At 62.1% G+C, this 21,810-nt stretch carries 20 protein-coding genes; 12 read left to right on the top strand and 8 right to left on the bottom strand.

Features of this window, described 5'->3' with window-relative positions:
- Window positions 1-8: 8 nt before the first annotated feature.
- From AB4Z43_RS28980 to AB4Z43_RS28960, 5 genes are all read right to left on the bottom strand, one after another.
- The gene (locus AB4Z43_RS28980; protein WP_441940079.1) at window positions 9-854 is read right to left on the bottom strand and encodes a hypothetical protein; all 846 of its coding nucleotides are present in this window, start codon (window positions 852-854) and stop codon (window positions 9-11) included.
- A 26-nt stretch (window positions 855-880) separates the two neighbouring features.
- Window positions 881-1,087 carry a hypothetical protein gene (locus tag AB4Z43_RS28975; protein WP_441940078.1) on the bottom strand — a complete coding sequence of 69 codons (207 nt, stop codon included), beginning with the start codon at window positions 1,085-1,087 and terminating at the stop codon, window positions 881-883.
- A 28-nt stretch (window positions 1,088-1,115) separates the two neighbouring features.
- Window positions 1,116-1,652 carry a hypothetical protein gene (locus tag AB4Z43_RS28970; RefSeq protein ID WP_441940076.1) on the bottom strand — a complete coding sequence of 179 codons (537 nt, stop codon included), beginning with the start codon at window positions 1,650-1,652 and terminating at the stop codon, window positions 1,116-1,118.
- A gap of 1 nt (window position 1,653) precedes the next feature.
- Entirely contained in the window at window positions 1,654-2,220 is a 567-nt protein-coding gene (locus AB4Z43_RS28965; RefSeq protein WP_441940074.1) for a hypothetical protein, read from the bottom strand.
- A gap of 197 nt (window positions 2,221-2,417) precedes the next feature.
- Window positions 2,418-2,714: a hypothetical protein gene (locus tag AB4Z43_RS28960; RefSeq protein WP_441940072.1), complete on the bottom strand. Its 297-nt coding sequence runs from the start codon at window positions 2,712-2,714 to the stop codon at window positions 2,418-2,420.
- A 387-nt stretch (window positions 2,715-3,101) separates the two neighbouring features.
- On the opposite strand from AB4Z43_RS28960, the gene AB4Z43_RS28955 reads away from it, so the two are divergent.
- On the top strand, window positions 3,102-4,343 hold the full coding sequence (locus tag AB4Z43_RS28955; protein WP_441940070.1) for a hypothetical protein: 1,242 nt from the start codon (window positions 3,102-3,104) through the stop codon (window positions 4,341-4,343).
- A gap of 1,008 nt (window positions 4,344-5,351) precedes the next feature.
- Here the strand turns inward: AB4Z43_RS28955 and AB4Z43_RS28950 are convergent.
- Window positions 5,352-5,765: a hypothetical protein gene (locus AB4Z43_RS28950; RefSeq protein WP_441940068.1), complete on the bottom strand. Its 414-nt coding sequence runs from the start codon at window positions 5,763-5,765 to the stop codon at window positions 5,352-5,354.
- Between the two features lie 265 nt (window positions 5,766-6,030).
- Here AB4Z43_RS28950 and AB4Z43_RS28945 point away from each other — a divergent pair, with 265 nt between their 5' ends.
- The 8 genes from AB4Z43_RS28945 to AB4Z43_RS28910 all read left to right on the top strand — a co-directional run bounded on the left by AB4Z43_RS28945 (window position 6,031) and on the right by AB4Z43_RS28910 (window position 15,898).
- Window positions 6,031-10,482, top strand: a complete 4,452-nt coding sequence (locus AB4Z43_RS28945) for a strawberry notch-like NTP hydrolase domain-containing protein (RefSeq protein ID WP_441940067.1) — start codon at window positions 6,031-6,033, stop codon at window positions 10,480-10,482.
- A gap of 12 nt (window positions 10,483-10,494) precedes the next feature.
- Entirely contained in the window at window positions 10,495-11,538 is a 1,044-nt protein-coding gene (locus AB4Z43_RS28940; protein WP_441940065.1) for a DUF7146 domain-containing protein, read from the top strand.
- A 248-nt stretch (window positions 11,539-11,786) separates the two neighbouring features.
- Window positions 11,787-12,728 (top strand): DUF2493 domain-containing protein, encoded by a 942-nt coding sequence (locus tag AB4Z43_RS28935; protein WP_441940063.1) that lies wholly within the window; start codon window positions 11,787-11,789, stop codon window positions 12,726-12,728.
- Between the two features lie 207 nt (window positions 12,729-12,935).
- The gene (locus AB4Z43_RS28930; RefSeq protein ID WP_031255614.1) at window positions 12,936-13,220 is read left to right on the top strand and encodes a type II toxin-antitoxin system TacA family antitoxin; all 285 of its coding nucleotides are present in this window, start codon (window positions 12,936-12,938) and stop codon (window positions 13,218-13,220) included.
- Window positions 13,221-13,730: a GNAT family N-acetyltransferase gene (locus tag AB4Z43_RS28925; RefSeq protein WP_441940061.1), complete on the top strand. Its 510-nt coding sequence runs from the start codon at window positions 13,221-13,223 to the stop codon at window positions 13,728-13,730.
- A 200-nt stretch (window positions 13,731-13,930) separates the two neighbouring features.
- Complete coding sequence (locus AB4Z43_RS28920; protein WP_441940059.1) at window positions 13,931-14,464, top strand: hypothetical protein; 534 nt, start codon at window positions 13,931-13,933, stop codon at window positions 14,462-14,464.
- A 711-nt stretch (window positions 14,465-15,175) separates the two neighbouring features.
- Window positions 15,176-15,499, top strand: coding sequence for a DUF736 domain-containing protein (locus AB4Z43_RS28915; protein WP_006205585.1), 324 nt, complete (start codon window positions 15,176-15,178; stop codon window positions 15,497-15,499).
- A 57-nt stretch (window positions 15,500-15,556) separates the two neighbouring features.
- Window positions 15,557-15,898, top strand: coding sequence for a hypothetical protein (locus AB4Z43_RS28910; protein ID WP_441940056.1), 342 nt, complete (start codon window positions 15,557-15,559; stop codon window positions 15,896-15,898).
- Window positions 15,899-16,016: 118 nt separating this feature from the next.
- Here AB4Z43_RS28910 and AB4Z43_RS28905 read toward each other — a convergent pair whose 3' ends face one another.
- Window positions 16,017-16,424, bottom strand: a complete 408-nt coding sequence (locus AB4Z43_RS28905; RefSeq protein WP_441940054.1) for a hypothetical protein — start codon at window positions 16,422-16,424, stop codon at window positions 16,017-16,019.
- Entirely contained in the window at window positions 16,421-17,101 is a 681-nt protein-coding gene (locus tag AB4Z43_RS28900; protein ID WP_441940052.1) for a nucleotide-binding protein, read from the bottom strand. The genes AB4Z43_RS28905 and AB4Z43_RS28900 overlap by 4 nt, the downstream gene beginning before the upstream one ends.
- 515 nt (window positions 17,102-17,616) lie before the next feature.
- Here AB4Z43_RS28900 and AB4Z43_RS28895 point away from each other — a divergent pair.
- The 3 genes from AB4Z43_RS28895 (at window position 17,617) to AB4Z43_RS28885 (ending at window position 21,546) form a co-directional block, all read left to right on the top strand.
- Entirely contained in the window at window positions 17,617-18,024 is a 408-nt protein-coding gene (locus AB4Z43_RS28895) for a hypothetical protein (protein WP_441940050.1), read from the top strand.
- A complete protein-coding gene (locus AB4Z43_RS28890) occupies window positions 18,021-20,252 on the top strand; it encodes a relaxase/mobilization nuclease domain-containing protein (RefSeq protein ID WP_441940048.1) in 2,232 nt (743 codons plus the stop codon). The genes AB4Z43_RS28895 and AB4Z43_RS28890 overlap by 4 nt, the downstream gene beginning before the upstream one ends.
- A 145-nt stretch (window positions 20,253-20,397) precedes the next feature.
- On the top strand, window positions 20,398-21,546 hold the full coding sequence (locus AB4Z43_RS28885) for an IS30 family transposase (protein ID WP_441940046.1): 1,149 nt from the start codon (window positions 20,398-20,400) through the stop codon (window positions 21,544-21,546).
- The last annotated feature ends 264 nt before the right edge of the window (window positions 21,547-21,810 follow it).

Genomic DNA, 21,810 nt, shown 5'->3' with positions numbered 1-21,810 from the left:
CTTCCTAATTAGCCCTCTGATTTGTCGGCCGGAATATCCGTGTCGTCGAATTCCTTGAACTCGATCTTTGCCGTGATTTCAGTCATTGCGTAGTGGACAAACTGCGTTCCGAGATCCGTTAATTCATAGGGATCTGTCTCATCGAAAGCCGACTTTGCGGTTCGAGACGCTTGGCCAGGCGCTGAGCGCTTCGCGGTTGGCTTGCGGAGGAAGTTGCCGGCGTAGTCCGTCTGTCGGTGCTGGCGGATAACGCTTCCAAGCGTCAAGTCGCGAACCAGCATCTTGAAGAGGTCAGCATCGGCCGAATCCTCTGTGACCTGCGGCCTTCCTAAATTGTCCCAAATTCCCCCGCGGCTAATGCCGCGATTTCTATAGATCTCGCCTATAACCTCGAAGTGAAAATCGGAATACAGGTTGATCCATTCGATAAAAAGTCTGACGACATCGTCGGATGCGGTCTTGGCGGCTGCGGCATTCGTCAGGATATTGCGGATGCGTTGGCGCTTATATTCTGTATCGATCGACGACCAATTGCGAAAAGCCTTCTTCAGGAGGCTCTGGTATTCTGGAGATTCGATACGTTCCTTCAGTTCCTCGTCCCCCATGTCGAGCCGGGCGACGATCTCGGCGATTGTTTTTCCCTTCTCCCTTAATTCGTCCTCGAGCATTTGAAGCCATTGCCTGAGGACGTTCGTAACTTCCTCCTGCTCCTTTTCTGACCAATATCCGGCTCCGGCTGATATCAGCCCGCCAACGAAAGGGATTGCGCCGGCTACCGCATTAATTGCAGCCCGAGCTGCCCGCTTCTTGGCATCGGGCTCAAGCTCATCCTTGTCGATCTTGTCTATTTCCATCTGAGTTGACCGGCATGTTCCACCGATCAACCGCGGCTCAAGGAGATGCTTCCGGTCGGGCTGGTGTACCGCTTCAGTGCCGAATATGCGAAGGTGTCGCGCTGGGGCTTCCCGCTCGGGTCCGTCCATTCGCAGAGCGCCTCGCCGAATTGGCTCTCGCCGATGTAGATCATCATGATCTTCCCAGTCTTATGCTGGACTTCGTCGCCTTCCTTGAGATCATGATCAGCCATTTCTCGCCTCCCAAGATGATTGTTGTTGCTACTTCGCGGCCAGCGATTGCATCGTCCGAACGACGATCGTCGCCACAAGGGAAATTGCCGCAATGTAAAGGGCTAGCACGCCAATCCATGACGTGATTATCTCGCCTTTCGGCCACACGGTGTCTGTAGCGCCAGTGTAATCGGCAATCAAAAGGCTGCATGTTATTTGAGGATTTTTGGCGACGTAGTCGGCCGCCTGAGGCAGATAGGTCCAGCCAACAGACATGCGGCCATCTACAAAGGGGCAACTGAATTGTGCTGCGGCTATAAAGTAGCCAACGATTACAATAATGCCCACGGCGATAAGGCCAAACGTAGGTCGCGCTACAGGCTTCCCAGCCATCGTGCTACAGAAACCTGCAGCAACGACGAGCGTCGCGACATAGGAAAGAAATACGGGCTGAGATCCCGCGTCACGCCATAGGGTAGGAGGACTGGTGACCAATTGTGAAATCACCCCAACCACAATGACTGTCACCGCTGACACCGCAGCCCACACCGCCTTGAATTTAACGCTGACCTCTTCGGCTGTCATCTTAGGGCACCAGGCAAACTATTTCAGGTCCCTGACCCAGAATGCCAATACTAACTTCCTGACGTTGAACGACTTGTCCATTCAACATTGCCGTCATTTCGTAGCGGCCAGGAGGAAGCTTGCCTACGCTTGGGCTAGTGGGATTGTTGAACCTAAACAGGGAGTCGCTACCAGCCAAATGGCGCGGGCTAAATCCAATGAGGTACCCATTTACTTCTGTGCTGCCATGAACCGTCCTAATTGAGATGTCCACTTCGCTGTAAGCTGCAGCAGTGGCGCCCGCGATGGTCGTGCTTACATCCATGATATGTTCAGCTTTTGCCGATAGATCCTCCGCAACGTCTCCCACGACCGTTGCGGAGACCGGGTCGTCGGGCATCTCTCCAGCCGTGGCCAGCAGCGCTTGATTCTGCGCCATGCTCCGTTGATAGTCCTCAGTAGGAACGCCAACTTTCTCGAAATTATCTGTGATGAAACTCCAGTCGTGGGAAATTTGGTCGATTGATTTCGCAATTGTCGGAAGATGGCTTTTTCTTAAGCTGGCAATTGCCTCTTCGGGATAACTCATGGATTGCAAGTCTTGAGAGTTGGATTTGCCCGCGAGCAGACTGCAAACGATGAGTGTCAAGCTGATAGCTAAGCGCCGCATTGAATTACCCCCCAACAGAGTTGGACGCTATCGCGAAGGGAACTGGAAAACCACGAAAAATTTTGTCGAGCTCGACTCTGCGCAAGCCGGGAGTGGTTTCTGGCGGACGGCCACGCTCAGGGTATGCTCCGGATGCTGTGCCCGGTCGTGATGTGACCGTGCCCAGATATGGACTGCTTCGCGGTCACAGTTTTCGACTCGCTTTGTGACGCATGTGGGTAGCTAGACCCTATGGTCAACGTGTCCCGCAGAGTCAGCTCGGTTGCGGTGAAATAGAGTGTCCATTCCCACGGTACTTGATCGAGGCCAATCTTTTTGCCGTCTGCATCGACCTCTTGGAGGGACCACTCGAAGAGGTTCTTGTTTTCGCTTTCCGGACAAAGAATGATCCGCCGATCGATATGGTTTTCCAAGGAAGCCTCCTTCCGCTGGTGCGAAGAACAGGCTACGACCTCCTCGTTTCGGGAAAGCTAATGCAACGGCATCGGACCCAGGGCAAGCCTTATAGACTGTGCACAGCGCCTTCACGGGACGCACGACGGCGGCTCCGGGGATCAGGCTTGAAATCCAGATGCCCGCGTCAGTGCAGTAGCAGCCCTTGCCGTGTCTGTGATCCGCAGGCTCGGCCGCAAGAGCAAGACGAGCTTTAAGTTCAGCAAAACGTGATTTTCGATGCATGGCCAAAGTCCTCTATCGGTCTGGCCATGGCGTCGAGGCCGCTGCGGGGTCTCAATAGCGAAGCTGGTTGTCGCGGCGGCAGCTGTACCGCGGCAGCTTTGCTGAGCTCGGGGGAGGTGGACATGGCGGGGTTTTTCAAGGGACTGTTTGGTGGCAAGCCCAAGGTCGATCCACCTGCGGCCATAACCTTCGAACAAATCGAACATGCCAGCCTCGCGGAATTGTCGCCGCTGCTGAACAGCCTGCCGAGCAGCGTTACGCTGTCCAGCCTATCGGCGATCGTCCGGCGCCTCTACCATATCGCGCTTTTCAACCATCACGTTGACCAGGATGCCCGGAACAAAGCGTTTGCGCTGGCTGAAGCTCTTTTCAACGACTGCCAGGGGGCATTCCAAGCGGACAAGCCTCAAATACAAGCCCTTCAGAATGCCCGGTCGGCGACTCTAGAAATGGCACGGCAAGGTGGGGTCGGCTCGCTGATCTGGAAACTGCAAGAGTTTGCCATTTCAGCGGCGGATACCATCCCTTATGTGATGAAGCCGGAGCATCGGCATCTTGTGCCGGACATGCTTTCGACTATGCCGCCGGAAAAGCTCCAGCAGGGTCGGCACCATTACATCCGCCAAATGGTGGTCCAGAACGACTACGGCGTTCAGAACGCGGTCCTCATCCTTCATGGCCTTACAGCAAAGGCCGATCCTGCCGCCAAAGTCCTGTTTTCCGTTTCTGAACACTTGGCCTTATTGGACGTTCCGAAGGACTACAACGCCGGCAGGCATGTGCTTGTCGCGCTCGGATTGCTTCCGCAGGCAAGCACTGCCAGGCCCTTCGAGGCTCCTGCACGGGCGAAGGAATTCATAGCCACGATGTTCCTCGAGAGAGAGCGCAAGGCTGTCGAGAATCCCCGCCTGAAGAGCCTGAATGAACACGAGCGGCTGGCTCTGTTGGTCAGCCTCTCGTTTTTGCGTTTCAGCCTGGCATACAGCCAGCTTCGGCAGATTTTCGGCCCGGAAGCCGGGGATGACGTGTTCAACATTGTCAGGACCGAGATCATTCAGGACCATCTTGATTGGTACGAGCGTCTGGAGAGCGTTGTCGCCGAAGAGACGACCAAGCAGGGGCGCCGAATTCCGATCGATTTGGCGTTGCTGGATTGCGTCCAGCAACTGGACGGTCAACATCCTCAATCGGAAGAAGGCTGGAACAAGAGCCAACCCTACCGCGAGATGGCCGTAACCTGGCTCAATTCCGAGAGAGTGCAATTCCAAAGCCACTTGCGCTCGAGGCTGCGGGCTCAGGCGTCCGAAGGATGGCGAGCCGAACATTGGCTGGAGCAGGAGGATTGGCTAGCTGAACTAGCCTGATTCCCCCCGAACGGGACGAATGTGTCGCGATCTTGGATGTGCGGTGCGTGCGCAGCAAGACTTACACAACCAACATGTCAGCGATCTGCGCCCACTACGCCTACGGCCGCGACCGCACACCGTCACTGATCGGGGGATCTGGCGGCTCTGGATCTGCCGAGAACCAGCCCCTCCGTAAATCAACACGTTCCAATGGCCATGCCGCGAAAAGGCATCCATTGCTGTCCTGCGGAGACACGACGGTGTAAGCGTTATTTGGCCCGCCTGCCCAGGTGGTCGAGCTTCTACTTTTTCTGGACTAAGAGCGAGGAAAGGAAATCATCCGGCAGGTTCAGATTCGAAGGCCGCCGCTGCAACTTGTTGACACGCGTCTCATCCACCTGAAGCAGCAACTCGAGCGCCTCGCTGGCTAGCTTGTGGGCGGTTGCACCTCTCCATCGGTGGCGGCCAAATTTGCGAGATCTCGAATTAGATCGCTAAGCTTGTCGGCCATTGGCGATAGTCGATCTGCTCCGAGGCGTATAGGCGGTTTCACCTTTTTCATCTGTTGCTCCCCATGTCGCCCGGATCCACCAATTGTCGCAGGAAAGGTTTGGCGCAGCAATTGGCTGGGGCTTCGATGTTTCGGCCTTTGTCCTTAACCAACCAGTGCGCGTCCAACCGCTATTCCAATTTCGATGGCAACGCCGGTCGCTAACTAAGCTACCGGCGAGTTGAAGCGCCCAAGCCGTAGCGGCGGCCCGAAATTCCATCCGGTCTGCCTGTCGTTGCAGGCCCGATCAGCTCGTCAAAAGCGGGTTCCATGGCGATTTCTCTCCTTCGGGCTATTCCCGTGTAGATCGGCGCCAAGCGAAGTCGAGTTGTGTAGATATGCTGTAGATCAGCCGTTTTTCGACCGACTTGGGAAACTCTGGATGCCTTGGAATTGTTGGCTCCCCGGGCCGGATTCGAAGCAGCGACCAACCGATTTACAGCCGGGGAGCGACGAACCCGCCCTTCAAAGGACGATCAGGTCACCTCGCGCAGCACTTTTGGCAACCGTCTTTTCCAGCGCTGGCCTCTTGGCAGTTTCGGCTCGTCGGCTCGCCTGATACGCCTTCGATCCGGCCGCAACGGTTTCTTGACCTCATTTTCAATGTCGGCTTTCGCACCGTTGTGCCCGCCCTCAGATCCACCGACATCGTCAACGATCTCGGCTCTTTCAACCACAGCCTCTGGACTTCCAGTGCTTATGGGATCCGGTGTCTCCGATGACATCCGATCGGAAGCAAGGGTGTTCGATTGACTGAGTTGCGCAGGCTCCCTCATCGGCTCGTCAGCCACAGCCGAAAAAACGATGTCTCCCCAGATCGAACGCGGCTTTGAAATGGTGCCGCGCTTCTTTTTCACTTCCACGACAAACGGTCGGACCGGCCGCTTCATGCAGACCTCGTTGTTGCTGAGGATCGGTTTGAAGAATCAGCCAACGGTTTAGTGCCGTCAGGCCCTCCCGTCCATCCTCCTGATTCAACCCCATTCAACCCGGCCTTGTTCTGAAGGGGACATCTCCAGGCGCAAGAATCGCGCGGTGCGCCGCCATCGGCGGCAAAGGCTGGAGGCAGAGCGGGGCCAGAAGGAGGTGGTCAGGCCTGGGCAGAGAGAGCGTGCCGGGCCGGCTCGGCTCCTTCCGCTCTCGACAGGATTTTCCATGAACATCATCACGACCGCGCTGGCGGCCTCCAGGGCCGCCGCGTCCAATGCCACTCCTTCTCGGACCGATTCCGCTGAAGCGATCTTTCGTGCCGCGGGCTTCCTTCTCGCCTCCCTCGAAAATGGTGAGGCCATCACCACCAGGGCGCTCGGCACAGTCATGACGGAATGCTTTGGCGGAACGGATGCCGAAGGCTTCTGGGTTTGGAAGGACGCCTATGAGGCGCTTGAATCTGCCCAGGTCCTGTTCATCCGCAGATTCGGACCGGCGATCTTGTCCCGGTCGGCCTCGCCCGAGGCAACGCTGGCGATGATGAGGCGGATCGCCGATCTCGTTCCCACCCACACACGGCGCTCCGACGAGAGCCAGGCCATGCAGCAGCTGTCGACGCCGCTGCCGCTCGCCTTCGTCACCGCTCAAGCGGCCGCGATCTCCTCTTCGGATGTCGTTCTCGAGCCTTCGGCCGGCACCGGCCTGCTCGCAGTCCATGCCGAGATTGCCCGAGCCTCGCTCGCCCTCAACGAGCTTGCCATGACCCGCGCGGATCTGCTCGGCCTGCTGTTCCCGCGCGCTCCCGTTTCCCGGCACGACGCCGCCCATATCGACGATCATCTCGACGCGGCTATGAAGCCGTCTGTCGTGCTTATGAATCCACCCTTCAGCGTCGGCGCCTATGTCGACGGCCATGTCTCCGATGCGGCATGGCGGCACCTGTCCTCCGCATTCGCCCGGCTGCGCGCCGGCGGGCGACTTGTCGCCATCACCGGCACCGGGCTTTCCCCTGAAAACCCCAAATGGCGAGCCGCCTTTGAACGGTTGCAGCGGCAGGGCACCATCGTCTTCACTGCGGCAATCGACGGCCGGGTCTATTCCCGCCACGGCACGACCGCCGAAACCCGCCTCACGATCATCGACAAGGTGCAGGCAGCCGATCCGTCGCGTTTCGTCGCATCGCCGGGCAAGGCTTTGGACGTCGAAACGCTGCTCGCCTGGATATCCGACCTGCCGCCCCGCACGCCGGGCGGCTTCCCGGACTCGATCGGCGCCCTCTCGAACCAGACCCTGCGCAATGCCGCGGCTCAAATGGCCGCGCGAAATGCGACGAAAGCCGCACCCATCGCAGCATCTGCAGCTGCCGCGAAGACTATCCGCCAAACCCACCCGGCTGCCCGGATGAAGCCCATCCTCCCGGTCGTGACAGGCACCACGCCTGCCGTTCCCCTGGCCTACGAGCTGCGCGACTGGATGCCGGAGGAGGGCGGCAGGCTGACAGACACGATCTACGAGCCTTACGCGCTCCAGTCGATCCACGTTCCCCGCGCCAAGCCGCATCCGACGCCTCTGGTCCAGTCGGCCGCAATGGCCGCCGTCGCGCCGCCGAAGCCTTCCTATCGGCCTCCCCTGCCGGATGCGATCATCGACGAAGGCCTGCTGTCCGACGCCCAGATCGAAAGTGTGATCTATGCCGGTGAGGCACATTCCGGCCATCTCGCCGGCGCCTGGACGGTCGACGAAACCTGCGATGTCGTCTCCGCCGCCTCCGGAGGCGCCGAGACTGCGTTCCGCTTCCGCCGCGGATGGTTCCTGGGTGACGGGACCGGTTGCGGCAAGGGCCGGCAGGTCGCCGGCATCATCCTGGACAACTGGCTGCAGGGTCGACGGCGCGCGATCTGGATCTCGAGATCCGACAAACTGCTTGAAGACGCCCAGCGCGACTGGGCAGCGCTCGGCCAGGAAAAATTGCTCGTCCAGCCTCTTTCCCGCTTCCGACAAGGCACGCCAATCCGCCTTGCCGAAGGCATCCTCTTTACGACATACGCCACCCTGCGCTCCCAGGAGCGCGAGGGCAGGAAGTCGCGCATCGCCCAGATCGTCGAATGGGTCGGAAAGGATTTTGATGGCGTCATCGTGTTTGACGAAGCCCACGCGATGGCCAATGCCGCCGGTGGCAAAGGCGAGCGCGGTGACGTCGCGCCTTCGCAGCAGGGCAGGGCGGGGCTGCGTCTGCAGCACGCGCTGCCCGACGCCCGTATCGTCTATGTTTCGGCCACCGGGGCGACGGCGGTCGAGCACCTCGCCTATGCACAGCGCCTCGGCATCTGGGGCAGCGAGGATTTTCCGTTCGCCAACCGGGCCGAGTTCGTCGCGGCCATCGAGGATGGCGGCGTCGCGGCCATGGAAGTGCTCGCCCGCGATCTCAGGTCGCTCGGCCTCTATACGGCGCGTTCGCTCTCCTATGACGGTGTCGAATACGACCTGCTCGAGCACGCGCTGACCGAGGAGCAGATACGCATCTACAACGCCTATGCCGATGCGTTCCAGGTCATCCACAACAACCTGACAGCCGCGCTTGAGGCGGCCAACATCACCAGCGACGCCGGGACGCTGAACCGCAACGCCAAGGCGGCAGCGCGCTCGGCGTTCGAGAGCACCAAACAGCGCTTCTTCAGTCATCTCATCACATCGATGATGACGCCGACCCTGATCAGCGCCATCAGGCAGGACCTCGCCGACGGCCACGCGGCCGTCGTGCAGATCGTCTCGACCGGCGAGGCGCTGATGGAACGCCGGCTTGCAGAGATCCCGACGGAGGAATGGTCGGATCTGCATGTCGACGTGACGCCGCGCGAGTATGTCGGTGGGTATTTGATGCATTCCTTCCCGACCCAGCTGTTCGAGGAATATTCGGACGCCGAGGGCAACGTCTATTCGCGCCCTGTGCATGACGTGGACGGCAACCCTGTTCAGTGCCGGGAAGCGGTTCGAAGGCGCGACGAGATCATGGAAAGGCTGGCCTCGCTGCCGTCGGTCGGCAGCGCCCTCGACCAGATCATCCACCACTTCGGCACAGACACAGTCGCCGAGGTGACCGGCCGCTCGCGCCGCATCGTGAAGAAGAGCGGCCGCGATGGCATCGACCGGCTGGCCGTCGAAAACCGTCCGGGCTCGGCCAACCTCGCCGAGACCCAGAGTTTCATGGATGACGACAAGCGCGTCCTGATCTTTTCGGACGCCGGCGGCACCGGTCGCTCCTACCACGCCGATCTCGGGGCGCGAAACCAGAGGCTGCGCAAGCACTATCTGCTCGAAGCCGGCTGGCGCGCCGACAACGCCATCCAGGGTCTCGGACGGACCCACCGCACAAATCAGAAGCAACCACCGTTGTTCCGGCCGATGGCCGCCAATGTGAAGGCGGGCAAAAGGTTCCTGTCGACGATTGCACGCCGGCTCGACACACTCGGCGCGATCACGCGCGGCCAGCGGCAGACTGGCGGTGCAGGGCTGTTCCGGTCCGAGGACAATCTGGAAAGCTCCTATGCCCGCGCCGCCCTGCGGCAATTCTACATGCTGCTGCACCAGGGCAAGATCGAAGGTTGTTCGCTCACGACCTTCGAGACCGTGACCGGGCTGTCGCTGACGACGGATGAAGGTGGTTTGCGGGACGAGCTGCCGCCAATCACGACCTGGCTCAATCGCCTGCTGGCGTTGCGCATCGAAACCCAGGACCTGTTGTTCGAGGTGTTCGAGCAGCTGATGGCGGCCAAGATCGAAGGCGCGATCGCTGCCGGCTCCTATGACAAGGGCCTGGAGACCATCACGGCGGAGAGCATTGTTATTACCGATCGCCGCACGGTCTACACTCATCCGGTCTCGGGCGCGCAGTCGCATGTGCTCACCGTTGCTCGCAAGGATCGCATCCGGCCGCTCGGTCTGGTCGATGCGCTGGCCATCGCCCGCGCCGAACCGCAATCGGTCCTGCTGGTGAACGCCCGTTCCAGCCGTGCGGCGATCCGGCTGCCAACGGCGAGCCTGATGCTCGACGACGGGACAGTCGAGCACCGAGTGCGCTTGCTGCGGCCGACCGACGAGGTGCGCTTGGGTCTCGACGCCCTTGCCGAAACCCACTGGCAGCCCGCCGACCGAAAACTGTTCTGCGACCTGTGGCAGGCAGAAGTCGCCGCCGTTCCGGAGTTCACCACCAGCACTTTCCACATCGTCACCGGCCTGCTGTTGCCGATCTGGCGTCGGCTGCCGGACCATGATTGTCAGGTCTACCGTATCCAGACCGATGCCGGCGAACGCATCATCGGGCGTTACATCGCGCCGACCCTTGTCACGGCCATGTTCCGCAATCTGGGTCTCGATCATCTGCCGACGCTCTCACCGGAAGGTGCCTGGACCGGGCTTGTCGACGGACGGATCGGACTGCAACTCGCCGATGGCCTGATTCTGCGCCGCAGCCGGGTCATGAACGACTACCGTGTCGAGCTAATCGGCTTCACGGACGCGATGGTCCCCCGGCTGAAGGCGCTGGGGCTGATATCCGAGATCATCTCCTGGAAGCTCCGGCTGTTCATCCCCACGTCCGCGCACGGGTCGGCAATCCTCGCCGCGCTCCTCGACCGCCATACCCTGGTCGGGGTCACCGACCGTACGTCGGCGGCTTGAGGGGAGGCGATCATGACCGGCTCGGCCTCCGAGCTGGCGCGCCGTCTCGGCGAGCATGCCGAGGAGGTGTGCCGCGAATATCTCTCCAACGGCCATCGCTCCGGCAACCACTGGATCGTCGGCGATGTCCGCAACACGCGCGGCCGCTCCATGCACGTGCGGCTGAAAGCAAATGCCAAAGGACCGGCAGGCAAGTGGGTCGATGAGGCGTCGTCCGAATTCGGCGATCTGCTCGATGTGATCCGCGAAAGCTGCGGCCTCGTCGAATTCCGCGATGTCGCCGATGAAGCGCGTCGGTTCCTCGCCATGCCGCGACCGCAGTGGTCGACCTCCAACGCGCAGCGTCAGCCTGCGGCGATACGCGGCTCTCCCGACGCGGCGCGTCGCCTGTTCGTCATGTCGCAGCCAATCGCCGGTACGTTGGCCGATCGTTATCTCGCCAGCCGCGGCATTCTCTTGAGCGCGCGCGAGCGCGCCCTGCGCTTCCATCCCGGCTGCTATTACCGGAATCTCGTGACGGGCGAGACGCAGACCCTGCCCGCATTGATCGCTGCCGTGACCAGTCTCGACGGCCGCATCACGGGTCTCCAGCGTACCTGGCTGGACCCCGCAGGCAGCGGCAAGGCCCAACTTGGCGATCCGCGCCGCTCGCTCGGGAATCTTCTAGGCAACGGCATCTGGCTCGGCCTGGAGCCTGGCGCACCCATTCCGGTCATGGCCGCCGGCGAGGGCTTCGAGACGATGGCCTCGCTGCGCACAGTGATGCCGGCACTGCCGGTCGCCGCCGCCACCTCGGCCAATCACCTCGCCGGCCTGACCTTCCCGCCTGGCTGCCGTCGCCTCTACATCGCCGCCGATGCGGACGCCGCTGGGCGGCATGGCATCGAGCGTCTCAGCCGGCGCGCAGGTGAGGTCGGTATTCTCTCCATGGTGCTTCGCCCGCAGCTTGGCGACTTCAATGACGATCTACTTCATCTCGGCCCGGCCCATCTCGCGGCATGGCTCAGCGATCAGCTCCTCCCGGAGGATGCCCGTCTGTTCCTGCCGCCCGGATGACCGGGTCGGGCCGGCAGGCGGGGCCGGCGCGACGTCGCCGGATAGCCTGCAGGCATGGCGGCGGTCCGCCGGAGAGGCCGCGCCCGCGGCCTGCCCGAGAGGCGACCCCTGCCACCCCCCATTCACGGCCGCAACGGCTGCGCCGTCCTCCGCTCGCGCTCCGGCCTTCGGTGCGGCCGCGCCCGGGGCGCGGCCGGGATGCGCTGTCAGGCCGCGATAGGCGCGGTCACAACCGACGGAGACCCGCCATGACCTACGACCTTCCTTTCGACGACGCCCACGAGCCCTACCACGCCTCTTCGCCGACCGACCGTGTCATCCTCGAACTGCAGATGTACGGCCATCGCCCTCATCAGGACGAACCTGATCCTCGGCCACTTCCCGACGACGAGGTGATCCGGGCCGGCCTCGCCGGAATCGTCGAGACCTTCGCCGGCATGCTTGGCGACACCAGGCTCGAACCCGATCTCGACGACCTGCTCTGGTCCTTCGCAAACGTCTTCCACCGTGCCGCCGAGCGCGTCGCCCGCAGCCTCGATCGCAATGAGGAGGCCCAGCGTTCTAGCCAGCAGGAGCAGGACGGTTCCGAGGTGAAGTCGGTCGAGCTGGAACGGCTCACTGCCGAGGGCATCACCTATATCGAGCGCCGCAACGTGCTCGAAATCATGCGCGACGAGGCCGCCGACCTCTACGAGGCACAAACAGGATCGGCATGGCGGCCGCGCACCGGCTCCAAGGTCTCCCACCAGGCAATGACCGCAGCCATGATCGACTCCAGAGACTTCCTCGCCGCCCGCCGCCACGCCGAAACCGAGGTGCTCGTCCCGGCCGGCACCAAGATTGCCTTCGCCGGTGGTCTCGACTGCAACGATCACGACCGGATCTGGGACGCGCTCGACAAGGCCCACGAGAAGCATCCCGACATGGTCCTGCTCCACGGCGGCAGCCCGCGCGGCGCCGAACGTATCGCCGCCTGCTGGGCCGAGAACCGGAAGGTCACCCAGATCGCCTTCAAGCCGGATTGGAGCCGGCACGCCAAGGCAGCTCCGTTCCGCCGCAACGACCAGCTTCTCTCGGTGGTCCCCTACGGACTGATCGTCTTTCCCGGCTCCGGGATCACCGACAACCTTGCCGACAAGGCCCGTCGGCTGGGCATCCCCGTCTGGCGGTTCGCGGAGGGCGGCGCGTGAAGCGCCGCTTTCCTCGCAACCGCACTATCCAACCCGACCGAGCGCGGTCGGGTTCAGGTCCGCGCGAAGCGCACCAAAGCCGCGCGCGAAGCACGGCACGCTGCGCTTCCAAAGATCGTATCGACGCGGTGGAGCGTTCCGCCAGGCAACGTGTATTGCGCTCCGCGTTACATAGACGTATATACGTCCGCAGCACAGGAGCGCGCCATGGCCACCACAGCGACGAGGAAGGAAACACCCGTCTCAATGCGGTTTCGCGACGATGATCTCACCATCATCGACCGCGGCGCGGAGCTGCTCGGCCTGTCGCGCACGGAGTTCATGCGACGCGCAGCACTCCACGAGGCGCAGGCGGCCATCCTCAACGAAACCGTCATCCGCGTGTCCCCGGAAGCCTATGACGCCTTCATGCAGGCGATCTCAGCCCCCGCCGCCGCGCCCCCGCCGAAGGCGGCCGAGCGACTGCGTCGGTCCCCGCCCTGGGACCGTTAGGTGGCGCTTTCAGGCATCGAACTCCTCGACGACGCGCACCGCCTCGACAGCTTCGATTGCGGCAAGCCGGCGCTCAACGCTTGGCTGGCCGGCTTCGCGCGAACGAACCAGGCCCGCGGGTTCACCCGCGTCCTGATCGTTCACGACGAGGGGACAGTCGTCGGCTATTACGGCCTCGCGCCGGGCGTGATCCAGCCAAACAGCGCGCCGCGCGCCATCCGCACCGGACGCCCGCCCGACCCGATCCCCTGCCTGCTGATCGGACAACTCGCCGTCGACCACCGCTATGCCGGACAAGGCATCGGCAGCGGCCTGGTCAAGGACGCGCTGCATCGCTGCGTCGCCGGCGCCGACATCGTCGGCGGCCGCGCGGTGGTTGTGCGGGCGATCGACGGCGAGGCCGAGCGGTACTGGCAGAGCTGGGGCTTCATTCCCGCGCGGGACAATCCGTCGGTGCTCATGCGCTCGATCCAGGACGTGAGCCTCTGGCTGGCCGACCAAGGCCACTAGCTCCACGCGCGTAGCGCCTCCGGCAGCGGCAGGGTCCGGGCGCGCCGGCCTGCGGCCGGCCGGGCTCTAGTCGCGGCGTCCCGCCGCTCCCCGCGCCGGCTTCGCCGTCTCGGCCTTCGGGTGACGATCCCTCGCGCAGGGCCAGAGGGAGAGGGCGGCCGGTGCTGGGCGGGGGACGCTGGAGAGAAAGGAAAGTCACGATGTCGATGATATTCATAGGTGGATCACGCGAGATATTCGAGCTGCCGGAACCTGCCATCACTCGCATCGGCGCAATCGTTGCTGCCGAGCACGGCGTGCTGATTGGCGACGCGTCGGGAGCCGATGCCGAGGCGCAGGGCCTGCTCGCGGGCTACAAGTACGAGCATGTCGGCGTGTTCCATGCCGGCAAGGAACCCCGCAACAATCTGGGCGACTGGGCCGCCTACCATGTTCCTTCTCCCGAGGGCGCCGAAGGATACTGGGTCCACGCCGCCAAAGACCGGGAGATGGCGCGGCGCGCCGACTTTGGCATGATGGTCTGGGACGGCGCATCACCCGGCACGGCCGTCAACGTGCTTCGGCTCGCCATCGCCAACAAGCCGTGCGTCATTTACGATCTGGCTAGGGGCAGCATGGCGACTACCTACAATGTGGAAGACTGGTGCGCCATGCTCCGCCATGCCGGTCCGGACATTCGCCAGCAAGCCGAAGCCCGCATGATGCCGGACGAGCGTCTGGCCTTGCCAGGATGATGCACGCGCGGTCCCGCCGACAGCCCGGCGGGTCCCATCCGATATGCTTGATCCGGCCCCGCGTCCCCACCTCCACGTGTATGAACGGCCGCAGCCGGCCCTTTCGAACCCGGCCCACGCGCAGAGCCCCAGGGCGTTGTGCGGATGATCATCTCGACACCCTCTCGCCTCTGAAGCGGGTGCAAGCGTGCCGAACCTGGCTTGCGCGGTCATCCATCCTGGCCGCGAGGCATCGCCACCGAGGGGTGTGAAGTTCGCTGCCAGCCGGCTCCGATCTCGAAACCGCTGTGTCGCCATACCGAACGCGCAAGGCGGTTCACGCGCCATGCTGCTGAGGTATTGACGACGCAGGCGACATGACCCGAGAGGCTGGCGGGGTAAGGCTGTTCCTGCGATCCGGCAGCGTTGCGTAGGCGGTCAAGCGATGGCGGCCTGAGTTCTTTCCATCTGCCGCATCCGGGGCAATTCCCGTTTCATGTCGCCTTTGTAGACGACCGCCTGCTTTGTGCGGTCAACCCCCGTTGGGGGTACACTCGGCGAATATTCAGGAAAATTCGATTTCTGTTTTTGTCTGCGGACAGGCGAAGGGCCTGCCCGCTGTTTTTCGGCAAATAGAATTTTCCAGAATTTTCGCCGAGATGACCGCAGCAGGACGGCCCTCTCCTTTGGCGCCATCGGGAATGGTCCCGATGCAACCGAAGGAGAACTACCATGGCCACCACGATCGCAAACCTCACCACCAAGGCCGACGGCTCGATGGAAGGCGTCTTCGCCACGCTCCGGGTCAACGCCCCGATCACCCTGATCCCGAACACCAACAAGTCGCGCGAGGACGCGCCCGACTACCGGATCGTCAACAAGCGCACGGGTTTCGAGATCGGAGCCGGCTGGCACCGCATCTCCCAGCGTTCGGGCGAGGAATACCTCTCGGTCAAGCTGGAAGCCCCCGAGATCGGCGTGATCTTCGGAAATCTCGCTCCCGCCCCCGGCGGCGAGGAAAACAAGAAGGTCATCCTCTGGAACAACCCCCAGTGAGGCATCGGTGGCCGGCCCCGTAAGGGGCCGGCTCCCCACCGGCAAAAGGAGGTTGCAATGAGCCGCTACACCATCACTGTCACTGGCACCGTCACCGGACAGGGCCGCTCGGACCCAGACGCTGTCATCGGCTACGACCCGCCACTTCGAACCTACTTCCTGCAAGCGTTCCCGCACGAAGAAACCGACGAGCCCGGTCTTTGGCTCGGCACCCACGATCGCGCGTTCGAAACGCTTGAGGATCTTCACCGCGCAGCCATCTCACACGGCTACGACTTCAAGCCGCTGTCGCCCAAACTGGCCGCAAAGCTGGTCGACGACAAGGCGGCAGCCAGCGGGCGTCCGGAGCGCGACGGCATCCTCGGGGAACTGCTGAAACACCTCAACCAACCCAAGTAGGCAAACACATCTCAGGGCCCGCGACGGAGCAGTCCGTCGCGGGCCTCTTTTTTGCGCGGCGCAAAAGAGCGACGAACATCACCCATCGCAACATGCGATAGCGATTCCAGACCGCCAATTATTCCTTCGGCAGTTTGTGCTTATGAATGCGGATATAATCCTGCACGGCCTTTCGCAGCAATTCGGTCATGCTGTGCCCGTTGCTGATCGCCAACAACTTGAACTGGCGCTGCTCCACGGCTGTCAGGTAGTAGCCGCAGCGAACCATCTCCTCCTCGCGAATCTTCTTTCCGGCGATGGGGTCCTTTTTCTGACCCTGCCGCAGCAGCTTGCGAAAATCGGGTCCGACTGCCGGGGGCGGCTTTGTCGGTACCTGCACCTGTGGCGAAGCTTGCTCCTTGGTCCCTGACGTCTCGACCTTCGGTGTGATGAACATGCTCGGCAGCGCCGGCGGCTGCGTGGAAATCGCCTTCATCATGCGGGCTTTCTTGTCGTCACCGGGTTTCGGCGCGGTTTCTTCACTCATGCCGCATTCCTTGTGGCTTCGATGAAAGTTTGCAGAAGGTCGTCGAAGACCCCTTCGCTCTCGGCAACCGCCTTCGCATCGGGCACCGCGGGGCTGTAAAGGGTCTGCCCGGTCTGTAGGTCGCGATAGGCGACGCGATTATGCAGGACGTGTTCTGCAATCGGCGTGCCGTTGGCCTGGATGATGGCGCGCAGTTCGCCCAGGGCTCGCGCCCTGCCATCGATGATGGTCTGCTTGGTCAGCACGAATATCGCAGGCAGCGGTCTACCCCGGCTCTCGACCGCCAGCGGAATGTAGTGGTCGGTGATCTGGATGGCGGCGGTCACATCGTCGAGGGCAAAATAGACCGGCACGATGACAATATCGGCCGCGAAGAGCCCTGCCATGAGGTTGTCATTCGTGGTGCCTTCCGTATCGATCAAGACGACGGAGCGCTCACCGTTGTGAGTGGCTGCGGCGTCGAGGATTTCCTGCGGGGTCATCGCGCTTACCAGCTGGAGCCTGTCAGGACGATTGCCAGCTTCGCCCAGCATCTGGAACCAGCGGTTCATGTTCTGCCGCCGGTCGCCGTCGATAAGAGTGACCGAATAGCCGCGATGCAGGGCGACGGATGCGAGGGTGCGCAGCAGCGTCGATTTGCCAGTGCCCCCCTTTGGGATCGCAGCGGAGATGATCATGGGGGCCTCCTTCCGGCGTTGGCTCATTGTTTCCATGTTAACATGGAAACAAGTCATCATGGACACATGGAACAATGTCACGGTCGAAACATGGTGACATAGTCAACGGGGCAGGGCGGTTTGGCAACCCAGGCGCGCACCAATAAAGGCTCGATCGCAAGCGCAAAGATTACGGAAGGCTATCTTCAGTTAGGAACGGATCCGGTGGACAATCCGGCCTGCGAACCGCTCGGTTGTTTCCTTGTTAACATGGAAACAAGTCCTCAACGCTCCATGGACACATCACAACAAATCACCAGGGAAACATCTCGACGGTGTGCCGCGGTCTGGAGTTGAACTGGGCTAGGCTGCGAGAGAGGAACGTCCGCTTTTTTTTTGCGGGGCTCCTTCCTTTGGCTTATATTGGCGGGGCTCCTTCCTTTGGCTTATATTGGCAGGATAGCCTATTTTGTGATACACACAAAATAGGCGGCGCGGCCCTAGCGGGCCTTAGCGCCCGCAAGCGGGCTTGAGAGATGGATGCAGACGCCCAGAGAGCAGCGGTGAAGAGCGCGTCACGACGCTATGGCGAGGTGACGCACATCCGGTTTTCGGCTGACGAACTGGCCAGCCTCAAAGCCATTGCGGAGCGGGACAGCGTTACCGTCAGCGAGGTCGTCCGGCGTCTCGTGCGGGCAGAGGTCGGGCATCTGCCTATCGCGTCAGAGGCGTTGCGGCCGGCGATCGTGGACATGACTGATCAGCTGCGGCGCGTCGGCATCATTTTCAATCAGGCCGTGCGCGCCATGAACGACGGCCGTGTTGCCCAGGATGAGGATCTTGAGCAGGCGTTGATCGCCGTTGGCGACCTGGTGCGGCAGTTCCGCGACGAACTGAAGGCGATGACTGGCGGGTCCCGCAAAGCGAGGGAGGCCAGGCCATGAGCGGTCGTCTTGCTGGCTACGCGGCCGAAATCGAACGCTATCTGCGGGGCCAGTCCGGCGTGAAGCGCGAGGACCTGGACGCCGACAAGTCACTGACAGGCGCCCGGCGCGAGGCCGGTGAATTCCAGGCGATGAAGAGTTATGAGCGGACCGGTGGCGGCGGACGCCTGGGGCACGGACAAGCCGGATCGACGCTAGGTGGCGGCAGAAACGCCGCTCGTTCTTCGCCGGGAGGGACCGGAGTGGCGGGGAGCTCCGGCTCCGGCAAGACTCCGAAGTCCGCGGTGGCTGCGACCTCCCCCAATGCCGCTAGCGCGCCGATCATGGTCTATGGCGCTACGCTCGCCGGTTTCCGGCCGGAAGAGGAGGAGGACGACTGGAAGCGGCGCGGCGGCGGCGGCCGTGGCGCGGGTCGCGCGAGCGGTACAGGCCGAGCGGCGCGGGTCGCCTATCAGGCGCGGGCCGTGGCGGCACGGGCAGGCTATGCGGCGGGTGCGCAGCCTGCTGTGTTCAAGGTCATGCACAATCCGCCATCGACCAAGGAAGCCGCCGCTCGGCTGCTCAATTACATCGGGAAGCGCGAGGACGAAAAGGGCGAGAAACACGACATCGAGATTTTCGACGAGAATGGGCAGGTCCTTGCGACAGGCGCGGCACGAAAGGCGTTCCTGGAGACGTTTTGCGAAACGTTCAAACCGCCCTTGGAAAATACCAATTTTATCGAGGTTCGTTTCGAGCTCGCCGGCGAGGTCACCGATGCCGCCTTGAGCGAGGCCTTGAACAAGGCCTTCGGTGCAAAACCGTTCATCTATGCGCAGGACGGACAGACAGTGCAGGTTTACGCACACACCGATGAGCGGGCCGGACCGCTTGCGAGAGTCCTGGCCGGCGGTCGGGAAAATTCGCGCAGCAAGGCGCTCCACAAGATCGAGGCGCGTTTGTCTGAAGCTATGGGCGCGGCGGGGGTGGTCGCCAAGGCAGAGGTAACCGCGGCCGTGAGCCGTGAACCCAAGGCGAAATATTTTCTGCAGAAGTTCATCCGCACCCACAACCAGGTCCGCAACGCAAATGGCGAGCCTGTGCCTGGGGCGAAGAATGCCACCAAGGCGGCGGCTTCTGTCTATGAACAATGGCGCCCGCAGTTTTCGGGGCGTGAGCGCCGCAATGCCTATCACCTGCTTTTCTCGGCAAGAGCCGGCACCGATGCAAACGCCGTGATGGCCGCGGCGCGCGCCGTGCTTGAGGAGCGAGCGCCAGGATACAAGTTCGTCCTGGCGCATCACAAGGACACCAAGCACGTCCATATCCATGCGATGGTGCAGGCGCGGTCGGCCGACGGCGAGCGCCTGAAATTCTACAAGCCAGATCTGGTCGCCTGGCGCGAGACTTTTGCAGAGAAGGCACGGGAGAACGGCATTGCGATGGTGGCGACGCGGCGCATGGATCATGCGATGACGCGGCCATTCACGAAGGAGCATGCCGGAGCCTACAGCCGCGCCCAGAGCGATCCGCGTTATCAGGTTAGCGCCAGGACGGTCGAGCGAGTGGAGGCCAAGCGGCAACGCCGTTTGGATGGACAATCCCTTGTCGTGAACGGCGATGCAATCGCTGCCGCATGGCAAAAGACTGTGTCGACAATGCGTACCGCGGGCGTAGTCGGTCAGGCTCTCACGGCAGCGGAGTCGATCGGAAACAATTTTCTGCAGTTCCGTCGCGATCGAGCAGGGGAGGGGCAGGCAGGTCCTGCCGCGGGTCGCGGAGCTGATCAATTGGGGCAGAAGTCTTTCCTGTCTCACCCCGGTATGAGAGAATTGAACGCACTGATAGGAGATTTGGACATGGCGCAAACCCCCTTGGAAATGCGGCGTCAGATGGCCCGCGTCAATCAGGCTCTCGACAACATGCGCGAGACGCTCCCGCCGGCGCATCAAGGACAGTTCGAAGAGTATCGTGAAGAGGTGAACGACAAGATGCACGATCGTCTCGCGCGGCTGCAATTCGAGCGGCAGCAGCAGCGTCGTGGTGGTGGAGGTGGCGAGCCGACCCCCGAGCGCGAGGCGCGAGGGCGAGACCTTCCAACTCGGGACGATCCCCGCCAGCCGGAGCAGCCGCGCACCGGCACCGAGCAGAGAGCCAAGCAGAAGGATGCCAAAAAGCAGAAGGCTCAGCAGGCTGAAGAGCAGGACCGTAAAACCCAGCGCTCAAACGATAACGATTACGAGCGCTGAGCAAGGGCCAACCTAGCGTCCTCGCGCGGTGAGCTATCAAAACGACACATTCGTCACAGAATGATCAGGCTGTACGGCAGTAATGCGCCGGTGGGTTCAACCGGTCGTCGCAACACCTTTAATCTGAGAGGATGGGAGGTGTCGCATGGTGACGTCGCGGATCTGGTTTACGTCAGAACAGAAGGCCGAGCTCTGGGATCGATGGAAGCAAGGCCAGAGCATTTCGTCTATCTCGCGCGCACTTGAGCGCCGGAACAAGGGTGGCGTTCAGCGGATCGTATCCTTACACGGCGGCATTGCTCCGTCAGCAAGGCGTAGAGCGGCCTCGGCGCTCGAGCTGGGGGAGCGCGAAGAGATCTCTCGCGGGATTGCGGCAGGTCTTGCCATCCGCGTTATTGCACGGAGTCTGGGGCGATCCCCATCAACGATATGTCGGGAGATCTCTCGCAACGGCGGTGCACAAACGTATCGTGCAACTCGGGCCGACAAGCAGGCTTGGCAGCGAGCGCTTCGACCGAAGCAGTGTCGCCTGGCATGCTCTGGGCGGCTACGGTGGCGGGTGGCGCAAAAGCTGGCGCTGCAATGGTCGCCGGAGCAGATAGCGGGCTGGCTGAGGCGAGCGTACCCAGGCGATCCAAGCATGCGGATATCTCATGAAGCGATCTATCGCAGCCTGTTCATCCAGTCGCGAGGGGTGCTCAAGAAGGAGCTGACAGCGCATCTGCGCACCAAACGACAGATGCGCCTCGCCAAAGGCGCGCTTACCCGGACGGGGCAAGGACAAATCCTCGATATGGTCTCCATCCGCGAGCGCCCCGCCGAGGCTGAGGATCGTGCCATTCCAGGTCATTGGGAGGGTGATCTGCTCACCGGTGCTAACGACACGAACATCGCCACCCTCGTCGAGCGACACAGCCGGTTCACGATGCTTGTAAAGTTGGCCAGGAGGGACTCGGCGACCGTCGTGGCGGCCCTCGCCGAGAAGATCGGCACGTTGCCCGAAGAGTTGCGGCGCTCGTTGACATGGGACCAGGGCAAGGAGATGGCTCGTCACAAGAGCTTCACCGTGGCAACCGACCTACAGGTCTACTTCTGCGACCCGCGCAGTCCCTGGCAACGCGGCAGCAACGAAAACACCAACGGCCTGCTCAGGCAGTACTTCCCGAGAGCAACAAACTTCTCCCATGTCTCGCAGGCCCAACTCGACGACGTCGCCCTACGGCTCAATCAACGGCCCCGAAAAACCTTGGACTTCGAAACGCCGGCCGATAGGCTGCAGAAAGTGTTGCAATGACCGGTTGAACCCACCGCCCAATATCGGCCGTTGAACAGTCCATAGCCACTGCCTTAAAGCGAACGTCGTCGATGCTAAGCGGCTCATATTCATCGTCAGCTTAGAATTTTCGCCTTGAGCCAGATCGCCGATGGGCCGCTGCAATATTGTCGCGCCGCCTGGAAACCATCCCCGTTAGCCAGGTCTTGTCCAGCATGGAAAATGGCCTTGGCTTCGCCGGCAGAACTCTCTGAACTGGAGACGCCCGCCAGGCCTATCATTCCG

Source organism: Mesorhizobium sp. 2RAF45 (genome assembly GCF_052115225.1).
Taxonomy (GTDB): domain Bacteria; phylum Pseudomonadota; class Alphaproteobacteria; order Rhizobiales; family Rhizobiaceae; genus Mesorhizobium; species Mesorhizobium jarvisii.
Note: the sequence above shows the minus strand (reverse complement) of the source record. Positions and strands in the feature narration are given on the sequence as shown.

Bases quoted from the DNA above. Each gene is read 5' to 3' on its own strand.
- AB4Z43_RS28980 (WP_441940079.1), bottom strand. From the start codon at position 854: ATGGAAATAGACAAGATCGACAAGGATGAGCTTGAGCCCGATGCCAAG.
- AB4Z43_RS28975 (WP_441940078.1), bottom strand. From the start codon at position 1,087: ATGGCTGATCATGATCTCAAGGAAGGCGACGAAGTCCAGCATAAGACT.
- AB4Z43_RS28970 (WP_441940076.1), bottom strand. From the start codon at position 1,652: ATGACAGCCGAAGAGGTCAGCGTTAAATTCAAGGCGGTGTGGGCTGCG.
- AB4Z43_RS28965 (WP_441940074.1), bottom strand. From the start codon at position 2,220: ATGAGTTATCCCGAAGAGGCAATTGCCAGCTTAAGAAAAAGCCATCTT.
- AB4Z43_RS28955 (WP_441940070.1), top strand. From the start codon at position 3,102: ATGGCGGGGTTTTTCAAGGGACTGTTTGGTGGCAAGCCCAAGGTCGAT.
- AB4Z43_RS28950 (WP_441940068.1), bottom strand. From the start codon at position 5,765: ATGAAGCGGCCGGTCCGACCGTTTGTCGTGGAAGTGAAAAAGAAGCGC.
- AB4Z43_RS28945 (WP_441940067.1), top strand. From the start codon at position 6,031: ATGAACATCATCACGACCGCGCTGGCGGCCTCCAGGGCCGCCGCGTCC.
- AB4Z43_RS28940 (WP_441940065.1), top strand. From the start codon at position 10,495: ATGACCGGCTCGGCCTCCGAGCTGGCGCGCCGTCTCGGCGAGCATGCC.
- AB4Z43_RS28935 (WP_441940063.1), top strand. From the start codon at position 11,787: ATGACCTACGACCTTCCTTTCGACGACGCCCACGAGCCCTACCACGCC.
- AB4Z43_RS28930 (WP_031255614.1), top strand. From the start codon at position 12,936: ATGGCCACCACAGCGACGAGGAAGGAAACACCCGTCTCAATGCGGTTT.
- AB4Z43_RS28920 (WP_441940059.1), top strand. From the start codon at position 13,931: ATGTCGATGATATTCATAGGTGGATCACGCGAGATATTCGAGCTGCCG.
- AB4Z43_RS28915 (WP_006205585.1), top strand. From the start codon at position 15,176: ATGGCCACCACGATCGCAAACCTCACCACCAAGGCCGACGGCTCGATG.
- AB4Z43_RS28910 (WP_441940056.1), top strand. From the start codon at position 15,557: ATGAGCCGCTACACCATCACTGTCACTGGCACCGTCACCGGACAGGGC.
- AB4Z43_RS28905 (WP_441940054.1), bottom strand. From the start codon at position 16,424: ATGAGTGAAGAAACCGCGCCGAAACCCGGTGACGACAAGAAAGCCCGC.
- AB4Z43_RS28900 (WP_441940052.1), bottom strand. From the start codon at position 17,101: ATGATCATCTCCGCTGCGATCCCAAAGGGGGGCACTGGCAAATCGACG.
- AB4Z43_RS28895 (WP_441940050.1), top strand. From the start codon at position 17,617: ATGGATGCAGACGCCCAGAGAGCAGCGGTGAAGAGCGCGTCACGACGC.
- AB4Z43_RS28890 (WP_441940048.1), top strand. From the start codon at position 18,021: ATGAGCGGTCGTCTTGCTGGCTACGCGGCCGAAATCGAACGCTATCTG.
- AB4Z43_RS28885 (WP_441940046.1), top strand. From the start codon at position 20,398: ATGGTGACGTCGCGGATCTGGTTTACGTCAGAACAGAAGGCCGAGCTC.